The 14,347-nt window shown below is 27.3% G+C and carries 14 protein-coding genes; 4 read left to right on the top strand and 10 right to left on the bottom strand.

Features of this window, described 5'->3' with window-relative positions:
* Positions 1 to 9: 9 nt before the first annotated feature.
* The 3 genes from mtaA to mtaB form a co-directional block, all read right to left on the bottom strand.
* The gene (gene mtaA / locus ACA134_RS07010; RefSeq protein WP_409199706.1) at positions 10 to 1,026 is read right to left on the bottom strand and encodes a methylcobamide:CoM methyltransferase MtaA; all 1,017 of its coding nucleotides are present in this window, start codon (positions 1,024 to 1,026) and stop codon (positions 10 to 12) included.
* A gap of 159 nt (positions 1,027 to 1,185) precedes the next feature.
* Entirely contained in the window at positions 1,186 to 2,007 is an 822-nt protein-coding gene (mtaC, locus tag ACA134_RS07015; RefSeq protein WP_409199707.1) for a methanol--corrinoid protein MtaC, read from the bottom strand.
* A gap of 30 nt (positions 2,008 to 2,037) precedes the next feature.
* Complete coding sequence (gene mtaB, locus ACA134_RS07020) at positions 2,038 to 3,423, bottom strand: methanol--corrinoid protein co-methyltransferase MtaB (protein WP_409199708.1); 1,386 nt, start codon at positions 3,421 to 3,423, stop codon at positions 2,038 to 2,040.
* A 362-nt stretch (positions 3,424 to 3,785) separates the two neighbouring features.
* Between mtaB and ACA134_RS07025 the strand changes: the two genes are divergently transcribed.
* The 3 genes from ACA134_RS07025 (at position 3,786) to ACA134_RS07035 (ending at position 6,931) form a co-directional block, all read left to right on the top strand.
* Entirely contained in the window at positions 3,786 to 5,156 is a 1,371-nt protein-coding gene (locus tag ACA134_RS07025; protein WP_409199709.1) for a TldD/PmbA family protein, read from the top strand.
* A gap of 31 nt (positions 5,157 to 5,187) precedes the next feature.
* The gene (locus ACA134_RS07030; RefSeq protein ID WP_409199710.1) at positions 5,188 to 6,219 is read left to right on the top strand and encodes an NOG1 family protein; all 1,032 of its coding nucleotides are present in this window, start codon (positions 5,188 to 5,190) and stop codon (positions 6,217 to 6,219) included.
* 169 nt (positions 6,220 to 6,388) lie between these two features.
* On the top strand, positions 6,389 to 6,931 hold the full coding sequence (locus ACA134_RS07035; protein WP_409199711.1) for an Hsp20/alpha crystallin family protein: 543 nt from the start codon (positions 6,389 to 6,391) through the stop codon (positions 6,929 to 6,931).
* A gap of 55 nt (positions 6,932 to 6,986) precedes the next feature.
* On the opposite strand, the gene ACA134_RS07040 is transcribed toward ACA134_RS07035, so the two are convergent.
* Entirely contained in the window at positions 6,987 to 7,997 is a 1,011-nt protein-coding gene (locus ACA134_RS07040) for an SIS domain-containing protein (protein WP_409199712.1), read from the bottom strand.
* 95 nt (positions 7,998 to 8,092) lie between these two features.
* Here ACA134_RS07040 and ACA134_RS07045 point away from each other — a divergent pair, with 95 nt between their 5' ends.
* Positions 8,093 to 8,719, top strand: a complete 627-nt coding sequence (locus tag ACA134_RS07045) for a DUF447 domain-containing protein (protein WP_409199713.1) — start codon at positions 8,093 to 8,095, stop codon at positions 8,717 to 8,719.
* A 5-nt stretch (positions 8,720 to 8,724) separates the two neighbouring features.
* Here the strand turns inward: ACA134_RS07045 and ade are convergent, their stop codons facing one another.
* The 6 genes from ade to ACA134_RS07075 all read right to left on the bottom strand — a co-directional run bounded on the left by ade (position 8,725) and on the right by ACA134_RS07075 (position 14,339).
* Positions 8,725 to 10,458 (bottom strand): adenine deaminase, encoded by a 1,734-nt coding sequence (ade, locus tag ACA134_RS07050; protein WP_409199714.1) that lies wholly within the window; start codon positions 10,456 to 10,458, stop codon positions 8,725 to 8,727.
* Between the two features lie 15 nt (positions 10,459 to 10,473).
* Positions 10,474 to 11,691 carry a TIGR00300 family protein gene (locus ACA134_RS07055; RefSeq protein ID WP_409199715.1) on the bottom strand — a complete coding sequence of 406 codons (1,218 nt, stop codon included), beginning with the start codon at positions 11,689 to 11,691 and terminating at the stop codon, positions 10,474 to 10,476.
* A 503-nt stretch (positions 11,692 to 12,194) separates the two neighbouring features.
* On the bottom strand, positions 12,195 to 13,070 hold the full coding sequence (speB, locus tag ACA134_RS07060; RefSeq protein ID WP_409199716.1) for an agmatinase: 876 nt from the start codon (positions 13,068 to 13,070) through the stop codon (positions 12,195 to 12,197).
* 24 nt (positions 13,071 to 13,094) lie between these two features.
* Positions 13,095 to 13,484, bottom strand: coding sequence for a translation initiation factor IF-5A (locus ACA134_RS07065; RefSeq protein WP_409199717.1), 390 nt, complete (start codon positions 13,482 to 13,484; stop codon positions 13,095 to 13,097).
* 155 nt (positions 13,485 to 13,639) lie between these two features.
* Entirely contained in the window at positions 13,640 to 13,987 is a 348-nt protein-coding gene (locus ACA134_RS07070) for a hypothetical protein (protein WP_409199718.1), read from the bottom strand.
* Positions 13,962 to 14,339 carry a hypothetical protein gene (locus tag ACA134_RS07075; protein ID WP_409199719.1) on the bottom strand — a complete coding sequence of 126 codons (378 nt, stop codon included), beginning with the start codon at positions 14,337 to 14,339 and terminating at the stop codon, positions 13,962 to 13,964. The genes ACA134_RS07070 and ACA134_RS07075 overlap by 26 nt, the downstream gene beginning before the upstream one ends.
* Positions 14,340 to 14,347 lie beyond the last annotated feature (8 nt).

Below are 14,347 nucleotides of genomic sequence, written 5' to 3' on the forward strand. Positions count from 1 at the left end.
AACTCCATATTAAATTTTAAAATATTCATTTCTTGCTTCAACTAAAGATTTAATATTATCGATTGGAGATAATGGAGCTATTCCACAACTTGGAGCTAAAACATCTGCGCCTTTATCTAATGCATCTTTAGCTTCAGCTTTAACTTGTTCAGTAGTACCATTAAAAAGAGTAGCTGATGTTGAGACATTTCCAACTAATCTTGAAGGATTATCAACACCTTCTAATTCTTTTTTTGCAATATCAAAAGGTAATTTTTCCTCAACACTGATGCCATCATAACCAAGTGAAGCCATATCTTTAACAATAGGTTGTGTAGATCCACAAATATGTAAAACAGAAGCTACATCTAAATTACCAGCATAATCTTCTAAATTACCTTTAATAAGAGAATTAAATTGAATTGGATTAATTAAATCAGGTGATGCTGTAGGTTCAGCAACACAAACAACATCAACTTCAGTTTCACTAATTAAATCAGCATAATCCATACATGCATCAAGACATATATCCATTGCATCTTCAACAGATGTAGAATCAGTAACCATGTCCCTAACAAGATTTTCAACACCTAATAAATGTCCTGCTAAAGTAAATGGCCCACAAACACCAACAATAATTGGAACTTCTCCTCCATATTTTTCTTTAGCTAGTTCAATTGCATCAATAATAACGGGAATACGACCATTTTCTAAGTAATCATCAGGAATATCCATATCTTCAGAACTTTCAAATGTTATACCAGAAACTTCAGGAGGACGTTCTTTAGTACCATAATTAATTTCTGCTCCCATAGCTTCAGCTTCAACAGTTAAATCAAAAGGAAACCTAATACATTCAAGACCTGCATATTCATATAAAGAAGCACCTAATTTAAGAATATCTTCAGAATTTTTATGAGCTTCAGGCCAAAAAACACCGAGTTTATCCATAGCTTCAACAGTACCTAATTGAGTAACACTAACAACAGGAGTTATATCAACTTTCTCACCAGAAAGTGCAGATAAAAGATTATCTTTTAAATTCATAATATCGCCTTCTTTAAATAAGTTTTTTAACTAAATTAAAAAGTAATAAATAAATATATGTTGTTTATAATAATTAAAATTTCTTATTCAAAATAAATAAAAAAAAGAATGAAAATTTTAAATTAATAAAATTTTCAAAAGCTCTTAAAAATAAATTATTTAAGAGTATTCAGGAACAAATTCCCCAACAATATCACTGTATTTTTTCCTTACATCATCCCAAGATAATTTATCTTCTAATATTGCATTAGCAAGTTTAGGAGTGTGGTATGCTTCAACACCATAAAAACTCATAGGGAAAGATTCTACATAATCTTTTCTTACAGCTCCTCCACCACAACCAATTGGAACATTAAGGCCAGCTTTTTCCATAGCATCAACAACTTTTGGAAATGCTGTCATAGTAGTAGTCATTAAAGCAGTACCAGTAAGCATAATCGGATTATACTCTTTAACTGCTTCAACAACTTTATCTGCAGGTACATCACGTCCTAAATCTACTGCTTCAAATCCACCAGCACGTAAAAACATTAAAATAAGGTTTTTACCAATATCATGTGGATCTCCTTCAGCAACAAAACTTACAACAGTACCTTTTGTTTCACTTTTATGACCTAAAACCTTTTCACAATCTTTAACTCCTGCCATTAAACAATCTCCAGCTAACATCAAATCTGGTAAGAAATAAATACCTTTAGTATATAATGCACTAACAGAATCAATTCCTTTCATTAATCCTTTATTGATAACATCAATAGGAGATACACCATCATCTAAAGCTTTTTTAACATTATCTAATACTTCATCATTGTTTTCATGTAAAACTCCTAAAGCGATTTCCCTAAATGGTTCATCTTTAGGTAAGATTTTAACAACATCTTCATCATCTTCAGGTTTTACAGCAGGCCCTTCTAATACAACATTATACCTAACATAAACATTGTTCTCATCGAATTTATCTTCTAAGTCTGTATAACTCATATCTATACCTCCTTATAAATATTTAAAGTCCTATAATCCATAATTTTTAGGATTAAAATCATGAACTCTTCTTTTATACCTTCTAATACAATCTTTAGTAAATTTATCAGCTTCATCAGTTAAGCCTTCTAATATTTTCATTGCATTATCTAATGAATCTTTTTCAAATCTGGTCAAATATAGTTTTTTCGCATCAACTGCTTCATTAATAATATTTCCTGCTTCAATTGCAGCAGCTTTAGCTCGAAGATATGGATCATCTGCATATTTAATAATAGCTTCACCAATTCTATATGCATTATCATAAGCTAAAATTAATGCTTGAGGATCTCTGTATTTATCAGCTAAAGTATAAATATCTCTTAATGTTTTTTCCTCTCCCATTTCAATAGATGCATTCATTAAAGCAGTTTCATAACCTAAAGCTTGTAACCATACTTGAGGAGTAGTTCCACCCATTTCTTCTCTGTGATAAACAGATTCATTACTCCAAACATCAGTAACTGCAGCAACTAAATTACCCATTAAATCAGAATGCGCACATACTGCATCTTTACCTTCAGTAGCTATTGGAACACCTGAAATAGCTTTAATGATTGGGTTTTCATATCCACAGTCTTTTAATGGTCCAACTGCACCACATTCAACTGCAGTTAAACTTCGAGCTGCACCCATAGCTCTTGCAAGTGCTGCTAAAGTATGAGGATTATCTTTTGTAGTTAATCCACCAGCTAAAAACATAGCTGTATTAGATTGTGAACAATCTGTATCACCTGCAGGAAGAGCTTTTGATTTTCCTGCAATTTTAACGATTTCTGTCCACATATTTTCCATATCCATACTTCCTAGAACACCAATTCCAAAAAGCATAGCTTTAATATCTGCTCTTGCGATACCATAATCTGAAACAGACTTACCACCAACAGATTCAATAGAAATAAATGAAGCACCATTTTCAACTGCAGCTTCACAACTTTCCATAATCAAATTATATTGTGGAGAATCATCCATTTGGAAATTTTTCTCCTCATCCCGAATATCTGCAGGAGTTGCCCTATAAGCTGTTTTTATACCATATTTATCTTGAAACTCTTCAAGAACATCAACAGCAATTTTTGTATTTTCTGCTACCCAATCAGGATTAGAAGTTTGTTGAGAAATATGTTCTTGCTCTAATTGAAAAGCAGGAAGTCCAATACCTACAGCACGTTCACAAGCACTGTATGCAATATTTTTCATCTCATTATTCATTTTTTCTTTACTAACTTCAGCACCTTCAGCAGGAGCTACATTTAATTCAGGAATTACAAATCCAGCACCAACTTTAAAATCTCTAACAGCTGTAACTGGTTTTGTTGCATGACCAAAAACCATATCTTCCGGGGTTTCATAAGCCATTTTATTAAACCTTTTCATATCATCTACCTCCATAATATCATACAATAAAGGAATAAATATTATATGATAAGAATTTACACCTTCCCTAAGACATAAAATAAAAGAAAAATAATCTTATGGTACAGATAGTAATGTATTATAATATATATAACTTATTCATGTTAAATGTTTTGAAAAAATAAAAATAATAATAATGATTTATCATTATAAAAGTTTTTTTAAAAGAGAAAATTAGAAATAAATCTCTCTAATAAATTTAAATATCAATTAAAAAGAATAAAATTTAAAGTTAACTTAAGCCAAAAAATAATATTGTTTTTATTAAATGATAGACATATAGTATAAATAGCTAAAAATTTTATTCAAATGAAGTGAAAAAAATGGAACAATATTTAGATTATTTTAAAAAAATTATTGATGAAACAAGTCAAGAAGTTGATTATGTAGATATAAGAGCGGGAAAAGGAGAAAACACAAGCTTGATGATGAAGGACGGTAAGTTACAATTAATAAACACAGGGACTAGTTTAGGTGCAAGAATTAGAGTTTTAAAAAATGGAACATGGGGCTTTGCATATACTAATGAAATTGAAAAATTAGATAAAATAGCTAAAGATTCTATAAAAATATCTGCATCATTAAAAGGAGATATAACATTATCTGAAAGTGAAGTTATTAAAGATAAAACAAAAACACCTTGTAAAATTCCGTTCTCTTCAGTAGATGTTGAAGAAAAAAAAGAACTACTTAATGATGTTAATAAATATGCAAGTATTGGAGAAGTTAAAAGTGTTACTGTAAATTATTCTGATAGTGAACTAGAAACAGCGTTTATAAGTAGTGAAGGATCCCAAATACAAGTAGAAGAAAGTAGAGTAGGATTATTTTTAAATGTAGTTGCATCATCTGGTGATTTGATACAATTTGGCCATAGTAGTCTTGGTGGAGTAAAAGGATATGAAGTCTTAAAAGATGCAGATATAGAGCAATTTTCCACAGATGTTGCAAATAAAGCAATTAGATTGTTAAATGCTAAAACTCCCCCATCTGGTAAATTCCCAATAATAGCTGATAATGAATTAACTGGTGTTTGTATTCATGAAGCATTAGGTCATGCAGTAGAAGGAGATTTAATTTTACAAAATGATTCTATTTTAAAAGGAAAACTTGGAGATAAAATTGCATCAGATATTGTAAATATTGTAGATGATGCTAGCTTAAAAGAAGGGTTTGGTTATTATCCATATGATGTTGAAGGAACTAAAACTGAACCAAATCAATTAATTAAAGATGGAGAACTTATAAGTTTATTAACATCAAGAGAAAGTGCATCTAAATTAAATAGAAAATCTTCAGGAAATGCAAGATCTTCTCTTTCAGATCAACCAATTGTGAGAATGAGTAATACCTTTTTAGAACCTGGAGACATGAGTTTTGAAGAATTAATAGAAGATATAAAAGAAGGAATATATTTAAAAGGTTCAAGAGGTGGGCAAGTAGATACTGGAAAAGGTATTTTCCAATTTAATGCTGCAGAATCATTTAAAATAGAAAATGGTGAAATAAAAGAGCCTTTAAGAGATGTTTCTTTATCTGGAAATATATTAGAAACTTTAAAAAACATTGATGGATTAGGATCTGATTTTAAATTAGGAATTGGTTTTTGTGGTAAATCTGGTCAAACTGCACCTGTTGGTGATGGTGGACCACATACAAGAATATTAAATGCCTTAGTTGGAGGCAGTTCTTAATTAATATAATAATTATAAAAGAGTGAAAAAAATGATGATACCAACAATTCCTACACCTGATGAATTACTAGATAAAGGGTTTAGGAGAGGAAAAAAGGCTGCTGATTTAACTAGAACAACTAAAATGCCTAAACATTTAAAAGGTAAAAGAATTGAAGAAGTTAGGGTTATAACAGCATGTCAAGTAATTAAAGATAGATTGAAAATGATTTTAGATCGTGTCCCTCCTATTGAACAACTTCCTGAGTTTTATCAAGATTATATTGATATTACTGTAGGTGTAGATGATATGAAACAATCATTAGGAGCTTTAAACTGGGCTTATGGTATTTTAACACAATTAGAAAAAGATTATGCAGGAAAAATTAGAAGAGCTCCTTCAGAAAAAGCTAGTGGATACCAAAAACAAGCATATGGGAGAATAGCTTCTGTTGTAAATAAAATTAAAAAAGATCTTGATTTTCTAGATTTTGCAAAAGCTAATTTAAGAAATATGCCTACAATTGATTTTGATGCAATTACCATTGTAATAGCTGGATTTCCAAATGTAGGAAAGTCTACATTACTCAAACAAATTACAACAGCTGAGCCTGAAATAGCTAATTATCCTTTTACTACAAAAGGTATTCAAATAGGACATTTTGAAAAGAGATGGAAAAATTATCAAATTATTGATACACCTGGACTTTTAGATAGACCTGTTTCTAAAATGAATGATATTGAATTAAATGCTATGGTAGCTTTAGAACATTTAGCTGATGCAATATTATTTATTTTTGATATGTCTGAAACATGTGGATTTCCATTAGAAAGTCAACTAAACTTACTTAAAGAAATAGAAAAAATATTCAAAGGAGTACCTGTTATTTATTTATTTAATAAGATTGATTTATCTGATTATGAAAAAGATGAAGAAAAATTCGACTATGTTACTAAATATGTAGATAAATTAGATAATGTTTTATTTGTTTCTGCTTCAACTGGTGAAGGCATTGATGAGATATTCAATATTCTAGATAAAATTGAAAAAATTCCCCATGAAAAAGAGGAAGAACAATTTTAAGATTTAACATTTTTTATAATTTTTATACATTTTTCATTTTTTTATTATTTTTTCTTAATTCTTTTAAACAATAGCTATTTTTTAAAAAAAAAGTTAGAAATTGAAAAATTTTATTTACTTTGAAATACATATAATTACTTAATAAATTATTTTAAAAGGAGAGTTAAAAATGGCAGAAAATACAAATGAAAATAATACATTTGAGGAAGAAGAAACCATGAATGACGAAACTATTAATGAAAAAGTAGAAAAAGGGAAAAAATTTGCAAATCAAGCTGCAAATGATTTAGGTAAAGGATTTGATGATTTGATTTTAAATTTAAAAACTGCACAAAAATCTATTGATGGGAAAATTAATGAATATAAACAAAACACCATGAATACATTAGATGTTGATTTAATCGAAGATAGTGAAAAATACTATTTAAAAGTAGCTGTTCCTGGCGTTAAAAAAGAAAGTATTGATATTGAAATGACTGAAATAGCTATCTTTATTTCTTGCGAATTTGAATCATTTGTTAATCAAATTAAAAATTTAAATGATGATTATAATGTATTACTTAGATCTATTCAATCAGGAAAATGTAAAAGAGAAATTAATTTTACAACTGAAGTAGATGTTGATAATGTAAAAGCAAGATATGAAAATGGTTTAGTTTTCATAGAAATTCCTAAAGTAGAAATTAAAACATATAAAGTAAATGTAGAATAAATTTAATAAATAGCTATTTTTAGCTATTTCTTTTTTTAATTTTTAAAATAAAAGCTTATTCATATCTAACTTTTCCAATGTGTCTGGTACTTCCAGGATCTTCATTGTTGTAATGAGCTAAATAATAAATAAACCATTCTAAAGGAATTACCAAAATAAATGGGGATAATAACTTATCTACATTAGCATAATCTTTTAAATTATAAACAATAGTTTTTGCTTCTAATTTATTTGAAAAATCAATAGCTTTTTTTGTAATTTCATCAGAATCAAAATTAGAATCTAAGAAGATAATTGGAACATCTTTTTCTGCTCTTTCAATTAAACCATGTCTAAATTCTGCAGAAAATAATGGGCATGCATGTTTTATTGCACCTTCCATAATCATAGTCATAGCTAATTTAAAAGCAAGACCAAAATTAGGCCCAGAACCTAAACAATAAAATATTTCTTCATCTTTAAGCCCCTTAGCAAGTTTTTTATTTTCATCTTCACTACTTTTTAATACATCTTCTATAATATTTGGAAGATTATGTAATTCTTCTAATAACTCATCTTTTTTATCATAATCAGATGCTTTAAACAATATTTGATATAAACATGCTAATTGAGTAATATAAGTTTTTGTTCCAAGAATAGCAGTTTCTCTACCGCCTCTTGTAATAATTGGACTTTTTGCTTCATGAATCATTGAACTATCTTCTTCATTAGAAATAGCTACTGTATGAATCTCGTTTTCATTAGCTCTTCTAAGTGATGCTAAAGTATCAGCAGTTTCACCAGATTGTGATGTGAAAATAGCTATAGAATTTTCATTTTTATTTAATTTTTTATTATAAAAAAATTCATAACCTGTGAAAACTTCTATATCTAAATTAGAAGTCATTCTTAATGCTTCTCTAATACTATAACAAGTAGAAATTGAACTTCCACATCCAATTAAATATATATTATCAACTGTTTCAACTTTTGAAGAAATTTCTTCCATTTTAAGAAGCTCCATATCAAAAGTCTTTCTAATTGAATCTGGTTGTTCCATCATTTCATAATACATTTTATAATTCATGACGAGTCCTCATAATTAATATAATAAAATATTAGATTTAACTTATATAAAAAGTTTTTTTAATTACAAAATCAATAAATAAGTTTAGGTGTAAAATGAATATTAATTTAAACGACATTGGAATTGAAAAAGGGCAAAAATATGAAGTAATTCTCACTACTGAAAATAAAGATAAATCATATAATGCTGCTCCTATAGGAATTATGTATAAAAATAAAGATGAAGTAATTTGTAAAATTTTTAAAACAAGCAAAACACTTAAAAATATACACAATACTGGTAAATTTATAGTAAATATTACATATGACCCCATTTTATTTACTTTAGCTACAATTGATACAATTCCTCAAAAATATTATAATTCAGAAAATATTTTAGAAAATGTTGATGCCTATTTTAAATGTAAAGTACTTACCTTTAAAGATTCTATTAGCTATGAAGATCCTGTTAAAAAAAGTGAAGCAGAAATTGTAATTGCAAAAGTAGAAGAAATTGTTATTAAAAATAAATCTGTTAAACCAATTAATAGAGGAATGCATGTATTAATAGAATCTCTTGTAAATTATACAAGATTAGATATAGTTAGTAAAAAAGAACAAGAATATTATTTAGATAGACTTAAAGAAGCTGAAAGATTAATAACTAAAGTAGGTTCACTTAAAGAAAAAGAAGCATTAGATATTTTAAAAAAAGAAATAATTAAAAAAGGATATACTTTATAAATTTATTATTCATTTACAACATCTATAAAAGAAAAACTACCTACATCAAATAATCCTTTATTAGATAATTTTAGCTCTGGAATAACAAGTAAACTCATAAAAGATAAGCTCATAAAAGGAGAATCTAATTTACATCCTAAACTTTTTACAACATTTTGAAGACTTTCTAATTTTTCAGATACAACTTCACATTCTTCATTAGACATTAACCCTGCAATAGGAAGTTTTAAAATCTCTTCTTTTTTATTACCTTCATCATCTAAATATACAATAGCTATACCACCATTAGTTTCAGCTATTAAATTAGTTACATCTTTTAAAAGTTCTGATGATGATCCAACAACTACAATATTATGAGAATCATGGGAAACAGATAATCCCATAGCTGCATTTTTAATATTAAAACCCTTTATAAAAGCATTTGCCATGGTATTTCCACCATATCTTTCAACAACACTAATTTTTAAAATATCTTTATCTAAATCTGGTAAAATTACGTTATTTTCAACTTTTAAATCCTCATTGATTTTCTCAGAAACAATATCATCATTATTAATTTTTATTACATTTACATTAACTAATCCATCTTTATCATATTTAATATCAAAATCTTCAGAATTTTTAGGATTTAAATTAAATGTATTTGTTATTGGAAAATCAACTGAATCAAATAGTGTTTCACCTTCATCATAAACAATTTTTCCATTAATAAAAGTTTTTTTAACATTTAAACTATCTAAAGAATCAACTAAAACAAAATTAGCTTTTTTACCATTTGAAATTGCACCAGAATTTAATTCATAATATGATGCCGGATTAATTGTAACCATTTTAATAGCTTCAATTACATCAATACCTATATCAGCAGCTTTTTTTATTGATTCATTTAAATGTCCTTTTAAAAGATCTTTAGGATTTTTATCATCACTTACTAAAAAATCAAAAAATGGTTTTTCAAGTGCTTGTTCAAATTCATCAAATGGTATTTCATCAAAAAGATCACTGTTTTCAAGAAAATTCATTCTATCATCATAATCAAAAAGTGCTTCCATATTTTTAGCAGAAGACCCATCTCTTACCATGATTTTCATACCAAACTTCTTTTTTTCAATAGCTTCATCGAAACTTGAACATTCGTGGTCTGTGTATATTCCCTTACTAACATATTTTTCTAATTCTTCACCAGAAAGTAATGGAGCATGACCATCAATTGGTTTTTGATAAGAAATAGCTAAATCTAATTTATTAATAACATCAATATCCTCGTTAATAACTCCAGGGAAATTCATCATTTCTCCTAAACCTATAACTTCATCTTTTATAAATAATTGTTCTATTTCTTGATTAGATAGTCTTGCCCCAGATGTTTCAAAACCAGTTGCAGGAACACATGAAGGAGCTGTAAAATAAAAGTTTAAAGGTGATGAATTAGCATTTTCAATCATAAGTTCAACACCATCTACCCCACAAACATTAGCAATTTCATGAGGATCAGCTATAACTGAAGTTGTGCCATGAGAAACAGCTACTTTAGCAAATTGACTAGGAGTAAGCATACTACTTTCAATGTGAATATGAGAGTCAATAAATCCTGGAAGTAAAATGCCCTCAAAATCAACATCCTGATAATCATCAGTTACAATAGGAGTTACATCTTCAATAATATCTTCATCTAATTTGATAATAGCAGGATATACAAAATTAGTATATACATCTAACATATAAGCTGTAAATTCCATGACAACACCTAAAAACTATTTATTTAACGATTCATAAAGAACTGGTAGAAATGCTCCTATATCTGTAACAATACTTACTGCTTGAGAACTTCCTCTATCAGACAATTTAGTTGCAGTAGCTGGATTAATATCTACACAAACAGTTTTAACATGAGCAGGTAGTAAATTACCTACAGCAATAGAATGAAGCATTGTAGCTATCATAATAACCATATCCACTTCTTGAGCATATTCTCTCATTAATTTTTGAGATTTAGAAATATCTGTTATTGTATCTGGAAGTGGTCCATCATCACGAATTGAACCTGCTAAAATAAATGGAACATCATTTTTAACACATTCATACATAATTCCTTTTTTTAAAGTTCCATCAAGTACTGCATCTTTAATAGAACCAGAATTATTAATCTTATTAATAGCCCTCATATGATGAGTATGACCATGAGAAACTATTTCACCACTTTCTAAATCAACACCTAAAGAAGTACCATAAATAGCCCCTTCAATATCATGAGTAGCTAAAGCATTACCTGCTAATATAACATCAATATATCCACTTTTAATTAAATCAGCTAACATATTTGCAGAACCAGTGTGAACAATTGCAGGACCTCCTACAATAGCTATTTTTCCCCCACGCTCTTTGATTTCTTTAATTTCACTAGCTATATTATCAACAATAGACATTAAAGGTTTTTCTGATGAAACTTCACTATTCATAAACTCAAAAGTCCCTTTTTTACCTCTTGATCTTTGTAAAGGAGTAACTTTAATCCCGTCATTACCTACAACAATAGATTCTCCTTCTTTAATATCCAATATAGGTTTACAATAAGCTTTTTTATTATCTTCATCAATAGCTATTACGCAATCCATTTCAATATCTTCTACAACTAACCAATTACTATTATTTAATACATGTGTTTTGAGATTAGATGTTGAATAAAATCCTTCAGGAGCAACCTTGTCTTTAGGAGCTTTTATAAGTTCAGCATCTTTCAGCTCAGCTATTGAAGCACCTAATCCTGTTAATTCATTTAAAATATTATTTAAAAGTTTCGGATCATTTGCTGAAACAAGAATTTTAGCCCTACTAATATCTGACTTTCTTTTTCCAACATCAAATTCCAAAATATCAAAATCCCCACCCATATCCATAATAATGTCCATTGTTTTTGGAAGTGCCAATGAATCAATTATATGGCCAGATAGTTCTATTGTTCTTTTATTCATAATATTACTCCATTAATTTAAATAATAATTAATTTATGTTTAAAATTATATTTAAATAATTCGTTTTCTAAAAAGACAGTTATAATGGAAAAATATTTTCAATTATACTAATTGCTTTTGTCTTAAAATATTGTTTTTTTAATGTAAATTTGTCTTTAAATAAAACATAAGATTTCATATACTATTTAATACAAATAATCATCTGTAATTAACTAATAAAAAAAATAAACAATTGAAATATAAAACCATGAAAAATTATAAAACTACATAAAAAGCAATATTAAATTACTATAAAGAAAATGGTAAAGCATTTCTTTCTGAAGTTGCAGAAGATTTAGAACTTAATTTAGAATTAGTTGTCAGCATTACAGATGAATTAGTAAAAGAGAGTAGACTTAAAGAAGTAGACGATTAAAATGACAACATATACAGAAAAAGTACAACCTAAAAAATAATGCCATATGTATTATTAAAAGAAAATTGTATTTTGTTAAAAAAAATAATCAAAATAAAGTTAAAAAATCATGTATAATTTTAGAAGCAGTAATAGAAGTAGTATTTCCAAGTTCTTTAGATGCAGCTTCTACAATATCAAAACCTACAATGTTTTTTCCAATTAGTTCAGTAAAAATTAATTCAATATCCTGAGGAGTAATTCCAGTAGGTGTTGGATTTGAAACCATTGGAGCATATGCAGGGTCTAAAACATCTAAATCAATAGTTAAATAAATTGGACCTTTAATACTAGCTATTTTATTTGGAACATTATTAGTATTTCTTTTAAATGTATTAGCAAAGTAATTATAAATATTTTCATGTGAATTTAAATAAATTTCTTCTTCTCTAGCACTTGATCTGATTCCAATTTGTATAAGTTCTTTAATACCTAATTCATGAACTCTTCTTAAAACTGTACCATGAGAATACTTTTCACCAATATATTCATTTTTCAAATCTCTATGAGCATCTAAATGAATTACAGTTAAATCTTTATGTTTATTAAGAACTCCTTTAACAGCACCATAAGTAATACTGTGTTCTCCACCGATAATTAATGGTTTTAGATTATAATCTGCAAGTTCTAAAACAGCATCTTCTAGATTTTCACATGTTTTTAAACAATTACCAGGAATTGTATTTAAATCTCCAAAATCATAAAAATCATTATCAAGATTTTTATTAAAAATAGTATTATATTTTTCAAAGCCGAATGAGGCTTCTCTAATTGTCATTGGGCCAAATTTTGAACCAGCATGATATGATGAAGTACTATCAAAAGGAACCCCAATAATTCCCCAAGAATTTTCTTGAACTTCGTTTAAATCATCAATACTTTTTGAAAATGCAAATTTCCAAGGTTCATAAGTATTAAAAAGCATAAAAAAAGAAAGGATTAAGAATAATTATTTTATTCTCATAATTTTCATATTACCTAAAGCTTGAATATAATCTACTTCAACACCTTCAGTAATTTGATCTTTTAATTCATCAGGAATAGGTAATTCTAATGTATCATAACTTTCCATATCCATTAATTGAACATTAGCACCTTGGATAGATATAACTTGTCCAACTCTTTTATCAATAATTGGAATATCTACTTTAGTATCCACAGGTTTAACAATACTTCTTTTTTGATTATCAAAAATTCCAACAGCTTCAAGTCTTGCTTTAGCAGCACCATGCTTTCCAGGAGATGATGTTGTTAAACTAGTAATTTTACAAGCTTCATCATTTAATACAATATATTTTCCTACTTTTAAAGTTTTTATCTCAGCAACTTTTGTTGACATTAATTTTTCCTCCAATATAAATAAGATTAAAAAAAGTTTTTTTTATAAATCTATAATAATTAATTAGATTAATAATATTTTAAATTGTCTTTTATATAAATCTTATTGAAAGTTTATAAAAAATAGCTATAAAATATTAAATAAAAAAAATAAAATTATTCTAATGATACTTCTTTTTTTAAATCCTTAACATCAATAACTTCTTTAATAAATGGTTTATATTCAGGATGCATATCAATAAACTCGAAAACTAACAAATTATGATATTCAAAAGCTACAAAAGAAGGCATATTCAATGCATGAATCTCTTCAATCTTTTCTTTATTAATAATCTCTTCAGTTAACACATCATCTCTTTTATATTCAAAATAAGGAATATTGTCTTTAAGAAAAGATTTGATAAGATTAGGAATAGGTTCATTAAGATTAATTATTTCATCAACTTTTTTTCTAGATAAATTTTTAATATAATAATTATCAGGAATTAAATAATGTAACCTCATAAAATTGTCCCCAATAATAATTTTTTTCAGCTGATCTTGTATCAATAATCGATTCAATGAAAGATTTATATTTAGGATGTCTATCAACAAAATTTAAAGCTAGAAGATTACGATACTCAGCAGCTACTAAAGGAGGCATATCATAAGAATTAGTCATCTCATATTTTTCTTGATTAATAATTTCTTCAGTCAATACATCCTCTCTTTTTTCCTTAAAATAAGGAATATTCTTTTTAAGAATATATTTTATAATATTAGGAAGAGGTTCATTAAGATTAACTATTTCATCAATTTCTTCTTTTGATAAATTTTTAACATAATTATCATTAGGCTTTAAATGATGTAAAATCATAAGTTTCA

This window comes from Methanobrevibacter sp. DSM 116169, from assembly GCF_046197865.1.
Lineage (GTDB): Archaea > Methanobacteriota > Methanobacteria > Methanobacteriales > Methanobacteriaceae > JAHKLT01.

Bases quoted from the DNA above. Each gene is read 5' to 3' on its own strand.
- ACA134_RS07030 (WP_409199710.1), top strand. From the start codon at position 5,188: ATGATGATACCAACAATTCCTACACCTGATGAATTACTAGATAAAGGG.
- ACA134_RS07055 (WP_409199715.1), bottom strand. From the start codon at position 11,691: ATGAATAAAAGAACAATAGAACTATCTGGCCATATAATTGATTCATTG.
- ACA134_RS07070 (WP_409199718.1), bottom strand. From the start codon at position 13,987: ATGAGGTTACATTATTTAATTCCTGATAATTATTATATTAAAAATTTA.
- ACA134_RS07035 (WP_409199711.1), top strand. From the start codon at position 6,389: ATGGCAGAAAATACAAATGAAAATAATACATTTGAGGAAGAAGAAACC.
- ACA134_RS07025 (WP_409199709.1), top strand. From the start codon at position 3,786: ATGGAACAATATTTAGATTATTTTAAAAAAATTATTGATGAAACAAGT.
- ade (WP_409199714.1), bottom strand. From the start codon at position 10,458: ATGGAATTTACAGCTTATATGTTAGATGTATATACTAATTTTGTATAT.
- mtaB (WP_409199708.1), bottom strand. From the start codon at position 3,423: ATGAAAAGGTTTAATAAAATGGCTTATGAAACCCCGGAAGATATGGTT.
- ACA134_RS07075 (WP_409199719.1), bottom strand. From the start codon at position 14,339: ATGATTTTACATCATTTAAAGCCTAATGATAATTATGTTAAAAATTTA.
- mtaA (WP_409199706.1), bottom strand. From the start codon at position 1,026: ATGAATTTAAAAGATAATCTTTTATCTGCACTTTCTGGTGAGAAAGTT.
- mtaC (WP_409199707.1), bottom strand. From the start codon at position 2,007: ATGAGTTATACAGACTTAGAAGATAAATTCGATGAGAACAATGTTTAT.
- ACA134_RS07040 (WP_409199712.1), bottom strand. From the start codon at position 7,997: ATGAATTATAAAATGTATTATGAAATGATGGAACAACCAGATTCAATT.
- ACA134_RS07045 (WP_409199713.1), top strand. From the start codon at position 8,093: ATGAATATTAATTTAAACGACATTGGAATTGAAAAAGGGCAAAAATAT.
- ACA134_RS07065 (WP_409199717.1), bottom strand. From the start codon at position 13,484: ATGTCAACAAAAGTTGCTGAGATAAAAACTTTAAAAGTAGGAAAATAT.
- speB (WP_409199716.1), bottom strand. From the start codon at position 13,070: ATGCTTTTTAATACTTATGAACCTTGGAAATTTGCATTTTCAAAAAGT.